Source organism: Pseudarthrobacter sp. SL88 (genome assembly GCF_026672455.1).
Classification (GTDB): domain Bacteria; phylum Actinomycetota; class Actinomycetes; order Actinomycetales; family Micrococcaceae; genus Arthrobacter.
Genome location: NZ_JAPPRD010000001.1, coordinates 3003829 through 3018132 on the forward strand (window position 1 = coordinate 3003829; position 14304 = coordinate 3018132).

Genomic DNA, 14304 nt, shown 5'->3' on the forward strand with positions numbered 1-14304 from the left:
AGAACTGCCCAGCGGCAGCCACCGACGTTGACCTCTATTTGTCAGGGGCGGGCAGTAGCGCGACGATCTTCGGGGACGGAGCCAGCGCGGGTGGCCTTCAGGAGCATCACCACCATGAATAAATCTTCTTTCCGTACTGTTGCGCGCCGTGGAGCCACCGTGGCGGCCATCTCCGTGGCGGGCATTGCCCTGTCCACCGGCGCCGCCAACGCGGCCGCCCCCACCTCAACGTGGGACTCGCTGGCCCAGTGTGAGAGCGGCGGCAACTGGTCCACCAACACGGGCAACGGCTTCTCCGGCGGCCTCCAGTTCACCTCCAGCACCTGGCAGGCCTACGGCGGTTCCGGTTCGCCGGCAGACGCCAGCCGCGAACAGCAGATCGCCGTGGCCGAGCGCGTCCAGGCCTCCCAGGGCTGGGGCGCTTGGCCTTCCTGCTCATCCCAGCTCGGCCTGAACGGTGGCGGGGGCGCCCCGGTGCAGCAGGCACCCGTGCAGCAGGCGCCGGTCCAGGCGGCACCCGTCCAGGCCGCGGCCGTCGAAGCCGCTCCCGTGGCAGCTGCGCCCGCCGCCCAGGCACCCGCCCGGCACGCTACCTCCGTAGCCCTCAGCGGGGAGACCTACACCCTCGAAGCCGGCGACACCCTGAGCATCGTCGCCGATAAGCTTGGCGTTGCAGGCGGTTGGCAGCACCTTGCCGACGCCAACCTGGACACCATCTCGGACCCCAACCTGGTGTTCGAAGGACAGGTCCTCCAGCTCCCCGCCTAGCGGGCTCCAAAACCGGTCGGCGATAGACAAATTCCGTTGACCATAGAACGACGCCGGCACGCCCCCACAAGGGATGTGCCGGCGTCGTTCTCTTTAATTTTGTGCCTCGGATGCCAAGTCCGGGTGCTGCAGCTTCAGCTGGCGGGAATCTCCCGGACGATGCGCACCTTCCAGGCCGAGTCGTCAGAGGTGTCCAGCAGGGCCACAGTGCCGTGGGCCAGGTTCAGCGCAACGCGCTTGACGGCGAGCAGTTCCAGGTAGAGCTGCTCGTTCATGCGTGCCGGGGTGTCGACAACGTACTTCACGGCGTCGCGCACCTTGCGGTAATTGGCGCTGCGTTCCCGGTGCAGGTGGAGTTCCAGTGCGGAGCGCTGCTTCAGGCGCGGCTCGTGGCGGTTCAACAGCGTCACTGCCGTGTGCACCCCGATGACGAGGGCCAGCGAGACGGCGTAGATCCACCATCCGCTCGAGAGCAGGAACAGCGGGAGGTTGCCGATGGCCACGAGGGCGATCACCAAGCGAAGGGCCGCAATGCGGCGCATGGTCCTGGCAACGGTCGCCATGCCGGCCCGGAAACCGTGCTGTTCGTAGCGGGCAGCGGCGGGGTCGATGGTGAACTCATCGAGGACCAGAATGCCGTTGGCTTCGGGACCGAGCATCAGTCCGTACCGGGGCTGCGCGGGGCGGGAGGCGGGGTTTTCAGCTGTAAATGTCATGAGGTAGCTTCCAAAACGCGGGATGGGTTGCGGTGATCTTAGTGGTTCGACCTTCCGCCAGTATGCAACCGTCCACTATCTGGACATCCGGCAGGCCTTCCTGTGGCGCCCGGCACTGCAATTGGCACATCAGCAACCTGCCGTCAGACTGAATGGATGCAAACCTTCCTCCCGTACCCTGATTTCCGGCAGAGCGCCGCTGCACTGGACACCGCCCGGCTGGGCAAGCAGAGGGTGGAGGCCCTGCAGACACTCCGTGCGCTGGTCCTTCCCGGATACGGGTGGCAGACCCACCCCGCGATCCGGATGTGGATGGGCTACGTCCCGGCCCTCACCATGTACGGCCTGGCCATGGTGGACGAGTGGATGGAACGCGGCCACCCGGACAACACGCGCGCCAACATCGCCGAGTTCGCCCCGCAGGCCGCCCACCCGGACTACGCGTCGAAGATCCTGCTGCCGCCGTGGCTCGGCGATCCGGATTTCCACCTCAGCCACCGGTCCAAGCTGGTCCACAAGGACTCCAAGTTTTACAGTCCCCTCTTCTCCGATGCGATTCCGGAGATGGACTACATCTGGCCCGAACCCCGGCATGAGTTCCTCCCGCAGGAGCCCGAGGGGGACATCCTGTGGATCCTCCGGGACCCGCATGCCGACGTCGATCCCCAGACGCTGGACACGGTGGCGCTGCCGCCCGTGGGAAGGGGCAACGCTGCCGCGGCGGGCGCACCGGGCTCGGACGACGACTACAGCCCCGTGTACCTCGAGGAGAAGTCCCGGCGGCCCTCAAAGCAGTCGCGGAAGGCCGCACCCAAGCCGCAGGCCAAGAAGCCCACCCGCAAGCGGCTCGCGCAGGAGGAAGCCTTCTCCACCCTGCCGGGAAAGACGCCGGTTGCCGTTCCGTTCGAGAAGGGCGCCAAGTTCGCCGTGGGCCAGGTGACAGGCCGGCCCATCACCCTGGACGACGGCCGGTTCGGCAGGCATTTCACTGTCAACGAGATCATCGACCGCTCCGCGTTCGCCTACCCGGCCCTCCTGCAGGACCCGCGCGTCTTCTTCCCGGTGGAGGCACCGTAACCCATGACGATCCTTCTGGCAGGCTGCGGCGACCTGGGCACCGAGGCCGGGCTTCGGTTCGCCGGCCTGGGCCACCGGGTTGTCGGCTGGCGCCGCTCCCCTTCCAAACTTCCGGCGGCCATCGAAGGCGTGGCGGCTGACCTGAGCTCCGCCCAGCTGCCGCCGGTCCCGGCGGACACGTCCGCCGTCGTGATTGCCGTGGCGGCGGATGCACCCAGGGAAGACGCGTACCGCGCCGCCTATGTGGACGGCGTGGCCCACGTGCTGGATGCTTTGGAGCGCGACGGCGTGATCCCCCGCCGGGTGCTTTTTGTCTCGTCCACCGCCGTGTACGGCGACGCCGGCGGCGGCTGGGTGGACGAAGGGACGCCGCCGGAACCGGGCAGTTTCTCCGGCCGGGTTTTGGTGGAGGCTGAGGACCTGCTGCAATCCAGGCTTGCGGGTTCCGGTACCTCGGCGGTGTCCCTGCGGCTTGGCGGTATCTACGGGCCCGGCCGGACGAGGCTGATCGACCAGGTGCGGACCGGCTCAGCGGTGGTCCCGCAGGATGTCCGGTACACGAACCGCATCCACCGCGACGACGCCGCGGCCGCACTGGTGCATCTCGCCACGATGGAAAGCACCCCCGCGCCCGTCTATATCGGAGTGGACAACGAGGCCGCGGACCTGGGCTCGGTGCTCCGGTTCCTGGCCGCGGAAATGAAGCTGCCCGAACCAGCCGTGGGTGACGCCGGACCGGCACGCGGCGGCAACAAGCGGTGCTCCAACAAGCTTCTCCGCAGTACCGGCTTCACCTTTGCGCTTCCCAGCTTCCGGGAAGGATACCGGGATGTTTTAGCCGGGAACGGGGTACGGCACCCCTAAGCGGCTGGGTGGAGACCGGTGCGGAGTTCGAGTCGGCGGTGTTCTGTGCCCCTGCGCAGTTTAGGCTTCAGCCATGACTGTTCCACCTCCGGGCGGTGGTCCGCTTACAGTGCGGCCTGCGGATGACCAGTGGCCCAACCCGCCGGGGCTGCCCGCCCCGGTGCTCTCCTCCCAGCGCTGGCTGGACGCCGTTTTCCTGCACTGGCGCATCGATGTGTCCGTGGCGGCGCGGTTCATGCCGGCGGGCGTCCGGCCGGACGTCTTTGACGGCAGTTCCTGGGTGGGGCTGATCGGATTCCGGATGGAACATGCCGGGCTGGGGCGCGGGCCCGGCATCCCGTACCTGGGGAGCTTCAACGAGGTCAACGTCCGACTCTATTCACGTGCGCCCGACGGGACGCGCGGCGTGGTGTTCCTGAGCCTGGACGCCAACCGACTGCCGGTGGTGATGGCCACCCGGGCAGTGGGCATTCCTTACGTCTGGTCAAGGATCCGGCGCTGGCCAACCTTCCCATTGGGGGTTGGTGGGCTGCAGAAGACCTGGTCGGCGGCCGGAACCACGGTATCGGACGGCGGGGCCGCCCCGGTGGGCTACTCGGTACGCCGCTTCGGCGGCACAGGGGCCGGCAGCGATTTTACGGTTGTTCCCCGCCTCGGCGCGGCGGCGGCAGACCCGTTGTCCGTCTTCCTGACGGCGCGGTTCGGCATGCATGGCCGCTTCTTCGGCCGGACCGCCTTCATTCCCAATACGCACAGCCCCTGGCCCCTTTTTGAGGCAGATGTCCATACGCTCGCGGACAGCCTGGTTGAGTCTGCGGGGATCACGGCCGAAGGACCGCCGGAGTCCGTCCTCTACTCACCCGGGGTGCAGACAAGGTTCGGCAAGCCGCGCCTGCTGGGGAGCCGGCGTCCGGGATGAACCGCTAGAACGTGCTCCCCTGCGGATCCTCCCCGGGGGTGTCCTGCCAGCCCTTGCTGTCGGTGAAGGTGGCAACGAGCGTGCCAACGCCAGTCCCGAGCGACTCAGAGGGATCAAAGTACAGGGCGGCTTCCGAGGCGCGGCTGTGCGAGATCAGTTGCTCAGCCTCAAGTTTCGCCTCGGGGACCGTGGCTCCCACGATGCTGGTGCGTGCGGGAAGTTCCGAGGAATGGACCACCCCGGCGCCGGTCTGGGCCAGCGGAATAGTGGTGCCGGAATTGATCTCATCGTGGGGAAACTCAAACTCGGCGTCGCTGGATGCGGCAGGGATCGTGTACTCCAGGAAAAAGGTCATGGCCCCACCCTTGCAGAAAGCTGCCCCGCCCGAAACCCCACCGTTCCACCGGCCCGGTCCAGCAGCCCCGTGAGGCCCCCTACTTCCCCAGCCCTGCCCGGCGCAGCGCCTCGGCCATGGCAGTGTTCGCGGGCGCAGCCTGCGGAGCAGCACCGCGTCCGGCGGAGCGGCCGCCGGTGGCACCCGGGGTTCGACCTTCCGCGTTCTTGCCACCCTGGCCTCCGCGGGCATTCCGTTCACCTTGCGGAGCGGCACCCGGACCGCCCCTGCGGGAATCCCGCGCTTTGCCGCCGCCTGCAGACGAACCCGCGGGGCGCTGCACGCCGGTCCCCGTACCGCGGGGAGCCTGTCCGCGCGGGCCGGGTTCGTCGTCGAGCCTCAGCGTCAGGGAAATCCTCTTTCGGTCCGGATCCGCTTCCAGCACCTTGACGCGCACCACCTGGCCGGACTTCACCACTTCGCGGGGATCGGACACGAAGCGGTTGGACAGGGCAGATACATGGACCAGGCCGTCCTGGTGCACGCCCACATCCACAAACGCCCCAAAGGCGGCCACGTTGGTGACCGTACCCTCGAGGACCATGCCGGGCTTCAGGTCGGAAATCTTTTCAATGCCTTCGGAGAACGTGGCAGTGGTGAATGCCGGGCGCGGGTCGCGGCCCGGCTTGTCGAGTTCAGCAAGGATGTCCGTCACGGTGGGCAGGCCGAACGTGTCGTCCACAAAGTCGCGCGGATCCAGCGACGACGCGGGCGCCGCGCCTGCCGCCACCAGGATCTTTCGGGCCACCGCGTAGGACTCCGGGTGGACGCTGGAAGCGTCCAGCGGCTCCGCTCCCCCGGTGATCCGGAGGAAGCCGGCGCACTGCTCAAAGGCCTTGGCACCCAGCCGCGGCACTTTCTTGAGGTCCGAACGCTTGCCGAATGGCCCGTTCTGGTTCCGGTACGCCACGATGTTCTCGCTGAGCAGTGCTCCGACGCCGGCCACGCGGCTAAGGAGCGCCGGCGAGGCGGTGTTGACGTCTACGCCGACGGCATTCACGCAGTCCTCCACCACCGCGTCCAGGCTCCTGTCCAGCTTTGATGCGGTGACGTCGTGCTGGTACTGGCCCACGCCGATGGACTTGGGATCGATCTTCACGAGCTCCGCGAGGGGGTCCTGCAAACGCCGGGCAATAGACACGGCGCCACGCAGTGAAACATCCATGCCGGGAAGTTCGGCGGCGGCGAGTGCGGAGGCCGAGTAGACGGACGCTCCGGCTTCGGAAACCACCAGCTTCCGCGGCTTGCGGTCCACGTCCGGGAGGAGCTTGATCAGCTCGGCGGCGAGCTTGTCCGTCTCCCTGGATGCGGTTCCGTTGCCGATGGCCACGAGTTCGACGGCGTGCTGCCGCGCCAGTTTCACCAGCGATGCCAAGGCTTCGTCCCACTTCCGAGCCGGAGCGTGCGGGTACACAGTGTCTGTGGCAACGACCTTGCCGGTACCGTCCACCACCGCCACCTTCACGCCGGTGCGCAGGCCGGGGTCCAAGCCCAGGGTGGGGCGGTTGCCTGCCGGCGCAGCCAGGAGGACATCCCGGAGGTTCGCGGCGAACACCCGGACTGCTTCGTCCTCAGCGGCCGCGAACATCCGGCCGCGCAGATCTGCAGTGAGCCTGGCCAGCACCCGGGACTTCCAGGCGACCTGGGCGGTCTGCATCAGCCACGCATCGGCGGGCCGGCCGCGGTGGGCGACCCCGAGGAACTTTGCCACCGCGGACTCGTAGCGGGCCCGTGAGGCGGCCAGGGCGTCGTCGTCCGCGGGATCCGCCTCGGCGAGGTCGAGTTCAAGGACGCCGTCCTTCTCCCCCCGCAGCAGCGCGAGCACACGATGGGACGGCATTCCTGCGGGCGCCTGGGTGAAGTCGAAGTAGTCAGCGAATTTCTGGCCGTCCACCTCTTTGCCTTTCTTCATGCGGGACACCATGCGGCCCTGTGTCCAGAGTCGCTCGCGGAGCGTGGCCGCGAGATCGGGGTCCTGGGCAACGCGCTCCACGAGGATGGCGCGGGCGCCGGCGAGGGCTCCGGCCGCGTCACCGATGGCGTGCTCAGGGTTGAGGTACTTGGCGGCCTCGCGCTCCGGATCGAGCTCGGGACGCTTTACGAGTGCGTCGGCGAGCGGCTCAAGCCCTGCTTCGCGCGCTATCTGTGCCTTGGTGCGGCGCTTGGACTTGAAGGGCAGGTAGATGTCCTCCAGCCTGGACTTGGTGTCCGCTGCCAGGATGGCCTTCTTCAGTTCTGGTGTCAGCTGTCCCTGGGCCTCGATGGCTTCCAGGACCGCACGACGGCGGTCGGCAAGTTCCCGGAGGTAGCGCAGCCGCTCTTCCAGGTCGCGGAGCTGGCCGTCATCCAGCGTTCCGGTGGCTTCCTTGCGGTACCGGGCAATGAACGGGACCGTTGACCCGCCGTCCAGCAGATCGACGGCAGCTTTCACCTGCCACGGCTTGACGCCCAGTTCCACGGCAATCTGTGTGTAGATGGCGTCGTCCGGCTGGTGTGCTGCGGGCTTGGAAGGGGCTTGCGGCTGTTGGGTCACCAGAACATCTTGCCTTACCCGCCAGTTGCGCTCCACCGGCGGCAGGAGCCAGCGCGCTTCCTCAGATTGCGCGTCCGGGGGCATGCGCCGGGCCGCGCGGCCGGTAAGGGTATTCCACTCCCGTCTGCGAAGTGCTGTAGTTGATATGCCGTCTTAGGCCATCAATGCTCGAGGAAGAGGCCGCCATGAAAGAACTGCTGATTGTGTTTCAGGAAGGGTTCGAGGAGGCCAACATCACCCTGACGGTCAACGGCAAACAGGTGTGGCGTGACGTGGATGTATCCACCAATCCCATCCTCGGCATTGCCTCTGAGGTCTCCGTGGAGCTGCCGGCGAAGGGATCCCAAGTCGGCGTCGAAGTGACCAACCGCGGGCTGAAAGCGATCACGAAGGTGAGCGGAAAGCCTAAAAGCGTGCTTGTCTCCATCCAGGACGACAGGCTCGTAATGACGGAAGGAACGGGCCGCGAGGCTCTTCTGTAGCCCGGGAAGCTGCACTTGTTTCGAGGCCGAAGAAGGTCTGGTAAAAGTCAAATCGTTGGAGTAGCATCTGATCACCGCCGGCTTCCACAGGGGTCCGGCGGGCCAAAAATCCGAGTAGGCCGGGGGTCGTCGGATGGCTTCCGGTTTTTCGCTGCCGGGACAGCACACCGTGCAGCAGCAGAAGAGGGCGGCACCCAATTGTGGGTGCCGCCCTCATCGCATGTGGCCGTTCTGCTGCTACGAGTTGCTGTCCTGGTACACGGGGTAGTCCGTGTAGCCTTCTGCACCAGTGCTGTAGAACGTGCTGGCGTCCGGCTCGTTGAGCGGCAGGCTTTCCTTCCAGCGCCGCGCGAGGTCCGGGTTGGCGATGGCGGGCCGTCCCACCACCACTGCGTCTGCATGGCCGTCGGCCACGAGGCTTACCGCCTCTTCCCGCGTGGTCACCACGCCGAAACCGGTGTTCACCAGGAAGGGGCCGCCGAATCGTGCACGGAGGTCCTGGACCAGCTGGCCGGTGGGCTCGTGGTGGAGGACGCTGAGGTAGGCGAGGTTGAGCGGGGCGATGCTGTCCACGAGCACTTCGTAGGTGGCGCGGACATCTGCCGCGTCGGTCTCGGCAATGCCCTGGACGTTGTGCTCGGGCGAAATGCGGATGCCCACGCGGTTGGCACCGACCGCTGCCACAACGGCGTTCACCGTCTCGATGACGAAGCGGGCGCGGTTTTCGGGTGAACCGCCGTAGCTGTCAGTGCGGACGTTGGAGTTCGGGGCAAGGAACTCGTGCAGGAGGTAGCCGTTGGCGGAGTGCAGCTCAACGCCGTCGAATCCGGCCTCAATGGCGTTGAGGGATGCGTTGACGAATTCCTGGATGACCATAGGCAGTTCGTCAGTGTCCAGGGCACGTGGCACCGGGTACGGCTGCTTGCCTGCCGGCGTGTGGACAGTTCCTTCCACGGCAACGGCGCTCGGCGCTACGATTTCCGCCCCACCCGTGATGTCCTGGTGCGAGACGCGCCCGCCGTGCATGATCTGGGCGAACATCCGGCCGCCCTCGGCGTGAACTGCGTCCGTGACTTTCTTCCAGCCTGCGACCTGCTCGGGGGTGAAGATCCCGGGCTGACCGGCGTACGAGCGTGCACCGGCGCTCGGGTGGGTTCCTTCGCTGACGATCAGGCCGAGCGAGGCGCGCTGGCGGTAATGCTCGACGACGAGCGGCCCGGGGACACCTGCCTCGCCGGAGCGGACGCGCGTCAGTGGCGCCATGACCAGACGGTTGGGGAGCTCAAGTTCACCGAGGGTGAGGGTGGAAAACAGCATGCGCGTTCCTTTCGGGGGCTGAAGGCTTACTACCTCTGCCAACTAAGAAGCGCATGCAACTATTCCGGATGCGAGGTGAATCACAGGACAACTGTCCCCCGCCGCTGCGGAACGGGGCGATTTCGGCACTGCCTGGACTGTGCTCAGCGGGCCGTGCCGGGGCAGCCTTGGCCTTGTGGGTTGGTGTTGCAGTCGTCCGCGTAGTTCCGGGTGAGGGACCGCCATACGCTGATGGTCTGCGGCGGGGCGCTGAACTGGCCTTGGCCGGGAATCGGCAGGGCGGGGCCGTTATTGACTGAGTAAGTTCCCTGGAACGACGTGGTCAGCACTACCTGGAAATCACCGGTGGCCCCGTAGGCGTGGCTGGTCCGCGTCTTTTCACCCCACCGGTCCTGCGGCAGCGGTCCGCCCATTGAGGGTTGCGGGCCGAACACAGTGCCGTCGCCGTAGTTCCACGTGTATTGCACCGGGGTGGCGACCACGTGGACTTGCTGGCCGAACATCGTGATGTCGAACTGCTGCTCCACGGACTCCGCGTAGAAGTTGGTTTCAGCCCCGCGGAGGGTGTGGGGACTGGGCTGGGCGGTGACCGATCCGGCGCTCACTGGCAGGTTCTGGAACTCCCGCTGGATGTCCGCCGCGATCCGGGGCAGCAGGTCCTCAGGCCTGGCGTCGTAAAGGCAGGTGGGGCCGGAATGTGGCGCCCACACGGCTCCCGGAACGCCACGGGGACGGGAAAGCCACATGACAGGGATGCCTTCTTCGCCGTCCGGGCCGTTCTTGCATTCCAATTGGCGGGCCAGGCACGGGGTGTCGAAATCTCCCCCGCCGAGGTGGCACTGAAGTTCGTATTTGTACTCGTTGGGATCAGTAACGACAGCACCGGGCTCGGCGCGACCCAATTCGCCCGTATCTGGGTTGATTACCCAAGTATCAGCCCCCATCGTTATGCCACTGTCAACGAAACCTCCGCCGATCTTCGGCTTAGTTTCTTGCTCGTCGTCGGCGTACGCAGGCAGATAGGACGACGTCAGGAACGCCAGACAACAGGCGAGGATGAGGATGGCCTTGCCCATGCAACGCATGGCTAGCGAATCAGACCTAGGTCACTGACTACCCATCCGGTGCCGGCAAAGTCGACCATGGCCACACTTCCCGCATTCGTTGCGGCGGTTTTCTCCTGGTACGGGCTTCCATCTTGATTATGAATGGTCAGTTCCTTTTGGAGCACTTGCAAGACCACCTGCATCGAGGCACCGCTGGCCGGTTTTGCAGTGGCCGCGGGAATTTCTATTTGGCCCCCGGAAATCCATTTGTCTTCGGCCCAGGCAGCTTCAATGTCTGTAACTAGGCCCTGACAGAAATTACACTCAGGCTTCGATAAACCCGAGAGTTCAACGGTATCCCCGGTTTCGTATGCGTAGCTGAGAACACTAAACCAGTATTTTGTGAAAGCTTCTGCACCTTCCTTCGTCTCCGTTTTCGCCACTTCCGGCAGCACCGGAACAGGGACGTTCTGGGCGGGCCCGGATGCGTCGGCGGGCTTGTAGACGGCGCTGGGAGTGGGAGTGGGCGGGACGCTGGGAGACGCCGACTGGGAGGGCGTTGGCGAACCGGTCCCCGGATCGGCAGGGGCTCCGCCGGAGCAGCCAGCCATCAGAAGCGTTCCGGCAACCGCAAGAACAGCCGCGCCGGACCGAGGGCCAAAGGACGTACGAACGTTGCGCGAGGTCATGGGCCGCTGTTCCCCCAGTAGTTTCAAGACGGCTTGCTCCGGACAGTGATTCAAGGGTAGCCCAGGTCACATCTTGGCGATAAGAGTTATCCACAGGCTTCCGACTCCGGTTTTACCACCGCTCCGGGCCGCGCGGAAGTCACATGGGAAAAGCCGGCGCCCCCAGGCACCGGCTTCCCCCACTGCAACAGCTCCAGCCACAGAGCTCCAGAACGGCTACTTCTGCGCCGGAAGCACCAACTCCCCGGTCTTGTCCGTGGACAAGGCGAGCGAGGAAACGTACTGCGGGCCGCCGTCGGGCGCGTCCTGTGCCGAACGCACCATGTCCGGACGCTCGAACTCCAGCCCCGTCACGTGGCAGGTGAGTTTCGCGTCGCTGGGGTTGCCGTCGGCGTCGAACATGGGCAGGTCGATGCCGTCGTCCGTGCGGCGGAGGTAGTACCGGCCGCGGGTCAGGACCGCGAGCGCCGGCGGCAGCACCAGCGCCAGGCCGACAGCGAAGATCGGCGAATACGGCTGGATGCCGGACCCAAATGCACCGAAGAACACAGCGATGGAAACGCCCGCGGACACCAGCATCGACACAAACCCCACCGGGTTCACGGCGTAGAGCATGCCGCGGCGGAACTCGGGCACCTTCGGGGAGATCTTGAGCAGGTACTTGTTGATGGCGATATCGGAGGCAACCGTGACCACCCACGCCATGGCGCAGTTGGCGTAGAACCCGAGGATGGTGTTGAGGAAGTCGAACATGTTCGCTTCCATGAGAACCAGGGCGATGAGCAGGTTCACCACCACGAACACCATCCGGCCCGGGTAGGTCTTGGTGATGCGGGTAAAGCTGTTGGTCCACGCCAGCGAGCCGGAGTACGCGTTGGTGACGTTGATCTTGATCTGCGAAATGACCACCAGCACCACGGCAAGCGTCATGGCCAGCCACGCGGGCATCATCTCCTGGTACACGCCCAGGAACTGGTGCACGGGCTCGTTGGCCGTGGCAGACGCCGCGGGGTCCAGCGTGGCGATCAGGTAGATGGCGATGAACAGGCCCACGATCTGTTTGATGGCCCCGAAAATGACCCAGCCGGGTCCGGCCAGGATCACGGCCCGCCACCAGGCCCCACGGTTGGCATCGGTGCGCGGCGGCATGAACCGGAGGTAGTCGATCTGCTCGGCGATCTGCGCCATCAGGGACAGGCACACGCCGGCGGCCAGCATCACGGAGGCCAGGTTCGGACCGCCGTCGCCGGACTCGCCGGTGTATGCAAAGAAGCTGTCGATGCTCTCCGGATGCGAAACCAGCAGGTACCCCACCGGAACCACCATCAGGAGCAGCCAGAGCGGGGTGGTCCACACCTGCAGCTTGGCCAGGGTGTTCATCCCGTAGATCACCAGCGGAATGATGATCACGGTGGACGCCGCGTACCCCAGCCACTGCGGAATCCCCAGGCCCAGCTCCAGCCCCTGGGCCATGATGGAGCCCTCCAGCGCGAAGAAGATGAACGTGAACGTGGCAAAGATGACGTTGGTGACCACGGATCCGTAGTAGCCGAAGCCGGAGCCGCGGGTGATCAGGTCCAGGTCGATGTTGTAGCGGGCCGCGTAATAGGCCAGCGGGAAGCCGGTGGCGAAGATGATGACGGCGGCCACCAGGATGCCGAAGATCGCGTTCACGGTGCCATAGGAAATCCCGATGTTCGCGCCGATGGAGAAGTCCGCCAGGTAGGCGATGCCGCCCAGCGCGCTCGTGGCCACTACGCCTGCGCTCCACTTGCGGTAGGACCGCGGGGCGAACCGCAGCGTGTAGTCCTCCAGGCTTTCCTTGGTGGCGTTCAGCGCGGCGGCGTTTCCTGCCGTCGGAGTCGCCGTGGATCCGCCGACGACGGCGGCGCCGGGCGGTGCGGCAGGCTCCAGCAGTTGCGTGGATTCTGAGTCGTGGCTCATGGGCGTGTGTCGCTTTCGTTCGGAGTTCGAGGTCTGCGAGAGACGCTATCCACCCGAAAAGACAGTCCCATCACGTTCCTGTTTCCGCGGTGTAAAGCCTTGACTTCAGCAGTCAACAATGGGCGGCCCGGCTACTTGTTGCCACCCCACAAAAACGGCCGGCGCCCCTGGAACTAGCGTCGGAAAGGTACGTTCCGCGAGACAAAGGACCACCCATGACTGCCACCGTCCACAATTGGCCCATCCTGGAGACGGCCCGCGCCCAGGTCCTGGAGCAGGGCATCGGCCTCAGCGAAGACCAGCTGGTGGAGGTCCTCACCCTCCCGGACGAAGCACTCCCCCAGGCTTTGGAGCTGGCGCACCGGGTCCGCCTCCGGCATTGCGGCGAGGACGTGGAGGTTGAAGGCATCGTCTCCATTAAGACGGGCGGCTGCCCCGAAGACTGCCACTTCTGCAGCCAGTCCGGACTCTTTGACAGCCCCGTCCGCGGCGTCTGGCTGGACATCCCGGAACTGGTCAAAGCCGCCAAGGAAACTGCGGCCACCGGTGCTACGGAGTTCTGCATTGTGGCAGCCGTGCGTGGCCCGGACATCAAGCTGATGAACCAGGTCAAGTTCGCCATCGACCGGATCAAAGAGGAAGTGGACATCAACATTGCGTGTTCCCTTGGCATGCTCACCCAACGGCAGGTGGACCAGCTCGCCGGCTGGGGCGTCCACCGCTACAACCACAACCTCGAAACCGCCCGCAGCTTCTTCCCGCAGGTGGTAACGACGCACACCTATGAGGAACGGCTCGGGACGTGCGCCATGGTGAAGGCTGCCGGCATGGAACTGTGCTGCGGGGCGCTCCTGGGAATGGGCGAATCACTCGGGCAGCGGGCAGAACTCGCCGCCCAGCTTGCTGCGCTGGAACCGCACGAAGTGCCGCTGAACTTCCTCAACCCCCGGCCGGGAACACCGCTCGAAAACCAGGGCATCATGGACGGCAAGGATGCCCTCCGGGCCATCGCCGCCTTCCGTCTGGCCTTGCCCAAAACGGTCCTCCGCTACGCCGGCGGACGCGAGCTCACGCTTGGCGACCTCGGCACCCGCGAAGGGCTCCTGGGCGGCATCAACGCGGTCATCGTGGGCAACTACCTCACCACCCTGGGCCGCCCCGCCACCGCCGACCTCAACCTCCTGGTGGACCTCAACATGCCCATCCGGGAACTGCAGAAGACCCTGTGAGCCCGTTCCCGGCCGGTGCCTCCCCCAATGCTGCGGGCCCGTACTGCGGCCACTGCGGCCAGCCCCGCGAAGAGAACGCCCGCGAAGGCAGCCCGGGCGACGCCAGCCACCGCAGAAAGGACACGGACGACGGCGGGTCGCTTCCGCCGTCGTCCGCCCACCTGCGGTGCGCGTCGAGGCTGCACCTGGAACCGCCGCGGTTCTGCGGCCATTGCGCGCGCCGCCTGAAGGTCCAGGTCACCCCGCTGGGCTGGTGGGCTGCCTGCTCGCGGCATGGGGTCACCACCTACCCTGCCAGTGAGCCGTGAAAATTCAGCCACCACCCC

General features: G+C 66.1%; 14 protein-coding genes. 7 read left to right on the forward strand and 7 right to left on the reverse strand.

Going from position 1 to position 14304, the window contains the following annotated elements; translation table 11 throughout:
• Positions 1-114: 114 nt before the first annotated feature.
• Complete coding sequence (locus OVA06_RS13525; protein ID WP_056084224.1) at positions 115-768, forward strand: LysM peptidoglycan-binding domain-containing protein; 654 nt, start codon at positions 115-117, stop codon at positions 766-768.
• Between the two features lie 134 nt (positions 769-902).
• Here OVA06_RS13525 and OVA06_RS13530 read toward each other — a convergent pair whose 3' ends face one another.
• Positions 903-1484 carry a hypothetical protein gene (locus tag OVA06_RS13530; protein WP_268158974.1) on the reverse strand — a complete coding sequence of 194 codons (582 nt, stop codon included), beginning with the start codon at positions 1482-1484 and terminating at the stop codon, positions 903-905.
• A 156-nt stretch (positions 1485-1640) separates the two neighbouring features.
• Between OVA06_RS13530 and OVA06_RS13535 the strand changes: the two genes are divergently transcribed.
• From OVA06_RS13535 to OVA06_RS13545, 3 genes are all read left to right on the forward strand, one after another.
• A complete protein-coding gene (locus tag OVA06_RS13535) occupies positions 1641-2561 on the forward strand; it encodes an MSMEG_6728 family protein (RefSeq protein WP_268158976.1) in 921 nt (306 codons plus the stop codon).
• 3 nt (positions 2562-2564) lie between these two features.
• Complete coding sequence (locus tag OVA06_RS13540) at positions 2565-3425, forward strand: NAD-dependent epimerase/dehydratase family protein (RefSeq protein ID WP_268158978.1); 861 nt, start codon at positions 2565-2567, stop codon at positions 3423-3425.
• 73 nt (positions 3426-3498) lie between these two features.
• The gene (locus tag OVA06_RS13545) at positions 3499-4344 is read left to right on the forward strand and encodes a YqjF family protein (RefSeq protein ID WP_268158980.1); all 846 of its coding nucleotides are present in this window, start codon (positions 3499-3501) and stop codon (positions 4342-4344) included.
• A 4-nt stretch (positions 4345-4348) separates the two neighbouring features.
• Here the strand turns inward: OVA06_RS13545 and OVA06_RS13550 are convergent, their stop codons facing one another.
• On the reverse strand, positions 4349-4699 hold the full coding sequence (locus OVA06_RS13550; protein WP_268158982.1) for a hypothetical protein: 351 nt from the start codon (positions 4697-4699) through the stop codon (positions 4349-4351).
• 79 nt (positions 4700-4778) lie between these two features.
• Entirely contained in the window at positions 4779-7271 is a 2493-nt protein-coding gene (locus OVA06_RS13555; RefSeq protein ID WP_326493581.1) for a Tex family protein, read from the reverse strand.
• A gap of 164 nt (positions 7272-7435) precedes the next feature.
• On the opposite strand from OVA06_RS13555, the gene OVA06_RS13560 reads away from it, so the two are divergent.
• Positions 7436-7753 carry a hypothetical protein gene (locus OVA06_RS13560; protein ID WP_056084049.1) on the forward strand — a complete coding sequence of 106 codons (318 nt, stop codon included), beginning with the start codon at positions 7436-7438 and terminating at the stop codon, positions 7751-7753.
• 237 nt (positions 7754-7990) lie between these two features.
• Here OVA06_RS13560 and OVA06_RS13565 read toward each other — a convergent pair whose 3' ends face one another.
• The 4 genes from OVA06_RS13565 to OVA06_RS13580 form a co-directional block, all read right to left on the reverse strand.
• Positions 7991-9070 (reverse strand): alkene reductase, encoded by a 1080-nt coding sequence (locus tag OVA06_RS13565; RefSeq protein ID WP_056084046.1) that lies wholly within the window; start codon positions 9068-9070, stop codon positions 7991-7993.
• 143 nt (positions 9071-9213) lie between these two features.
• Positions 9214-10146, reverse strand: a complete 933-nt coding sequence (locus tag OVA06_RS13570; RefSeq protein ID WP_268158984.1) for a hypothetical protein — start codon at positions 10144-10146, stop codon at positions 9214-9216.
• 11 nt (positions 10147-10157) lie between these two features.
• A complete protein-coding gene (locus OVA06_RS13575; RefSeq protein WP_268158986.1) occupies positions 10158-10805 on the reverse strand; it encodes a DUF6318 family protein in 648 nt (215 codons plus the stop codon).
• 216 nt (positions 10806-11021) lie between these two features.
• Positions 11022-12749 (reverse strand): purine-cytosine permease family protein, encoded by a 1728-nt coding sequence (locus tag OVA06_RS13580; protein WP_268158988.1) that lies wholly within the window; start codon positions 12747-12749, stop codon positions 11022-11024.
• A gap of 215 nt (positions 12750-12964) precedes the next feature.
• Between OVA06_RS13580 and bioB the strand changes: the two genes are divergently transcribed.
• Positions 12965-13978 carry a biotin synthase BioB gene (gene bioB / locus OVA06_RS13585; RefSeq protein WP_268158990.1) on the forward strand — a complete coding sequence of 338 codons (1014 nt, stop codon included), beginning with the start codon at positions 12965-12967 and terminating at the stop codon, positions 13976-13978.
• On the forward strand, positions 13975-14286 hold the full coding sequence (gene bsaP, locus OVA06_RS13590; protein WP_268158992.1) for a biotin synthase auxiliary protein BsaP: 312 nt from the start codon (positions 13975-13977) through the stop codon (positions 14284-14286). The genes bioB and bsaP overlap by 4 nt, the downstream gene beginning before the upstream one ends.
• The last annotated feature ends 18 nt before the right edge of the window (positions 14287-14304 follow it).

What these genes read in the sequence shown, in the direction of transcription:
- OVA06_RS13525 (WP_056084224.1), top strand. Translation starts at nt 115, where the DNA reads ATGAATAAATCTTCTTTCCGTACTGTTGCGCGCCGTGGAGCCACCGTG.
- OVA06_RS13530 (WP_268158974.1), bottom strand. Translation starts at nt 1,484, where the DNA reads ATGACATTTACAGCTGAAAACCCCGCCTCCCGCCCCGCGCAGCCCCGG.
- OVA06_RS13535 (WP_268158976.1), top strand. Translation starts at nt 1,641, where the DNA reads ATGCAAACCTTCCTCCCGTACCCTGATTTCCGGCAGAGCGCCGCTGCA.
- OVA06_RS13540 (WP_268158978.1), top strand. Translation starts at nt 2,565, where the DNA reads ATGACGATCCTTCTGGCAGGCTGCGGCGACCTGGGCACCGAGGCCGGG.
- OVA06_RS13545 (WP_268158980.1), top strand. Translation starts at nt 3,499, where the DNA reads ATGACTGTTCCACCTCCGGGCGGTGGTCCGCTTACAGTGCGGCCTGCG.
- OVA06_RS13550 (WP_268158982.1), bottom strand. Translation starts at nt 4,699, where the DNA reads ATGACCTTTTTCCTGGAGTACACGATCCCTGCCGCATCCAGCGACGCC.
- OVA06_RS13560 (WP_056084049.1), top strand. Translation starts at nt 7,436, where the DNA reads ATGCTCGAGGAAGAGGCCGCCATGAAAGAACTGCTGATTGTGTTTCAG.
- OVA06_RS13565 (WP_056084046.1), bottom strand. Translation starts at nt 9,070, where the DNA reads ATGCTGTTTTCCACCCTCACCCTCGGTGAACTTGAGCTCCCCAACCGT.
- OVA06_RS13570 (WP_268158984.1), bottom strand. Translation starts at nt 10,146, where the DNA reads ATGGGCAAGGCCATCCTCATCCTCGCCTGTTGTCTGGCGTTCCTGACG.
- OVA06_RS13575 (WP_268158986.1), bottom strand. Translation starts at nt 10,805, where the DNA reads ATGACCTCGCGCAACGTTCGTACGTCCTTTGGCCCTCGGTCCGGCGCG.
- OVA06_RS13580 (WP_268158988.1), bottom strand. Translation starts at nt 12,749, where the DNA reads ATGAGCCACGACTCAGAATCCACGCAACTGCTGGAGCCTGCCGCACCG.
- bioB (WP_268158990.1), top strand. Translation starts at nt 12,965, where the DNA reads ATGACTGCCACCGTCCACAATTGGCCCATCCTGGAGACGGCCCGCGCC.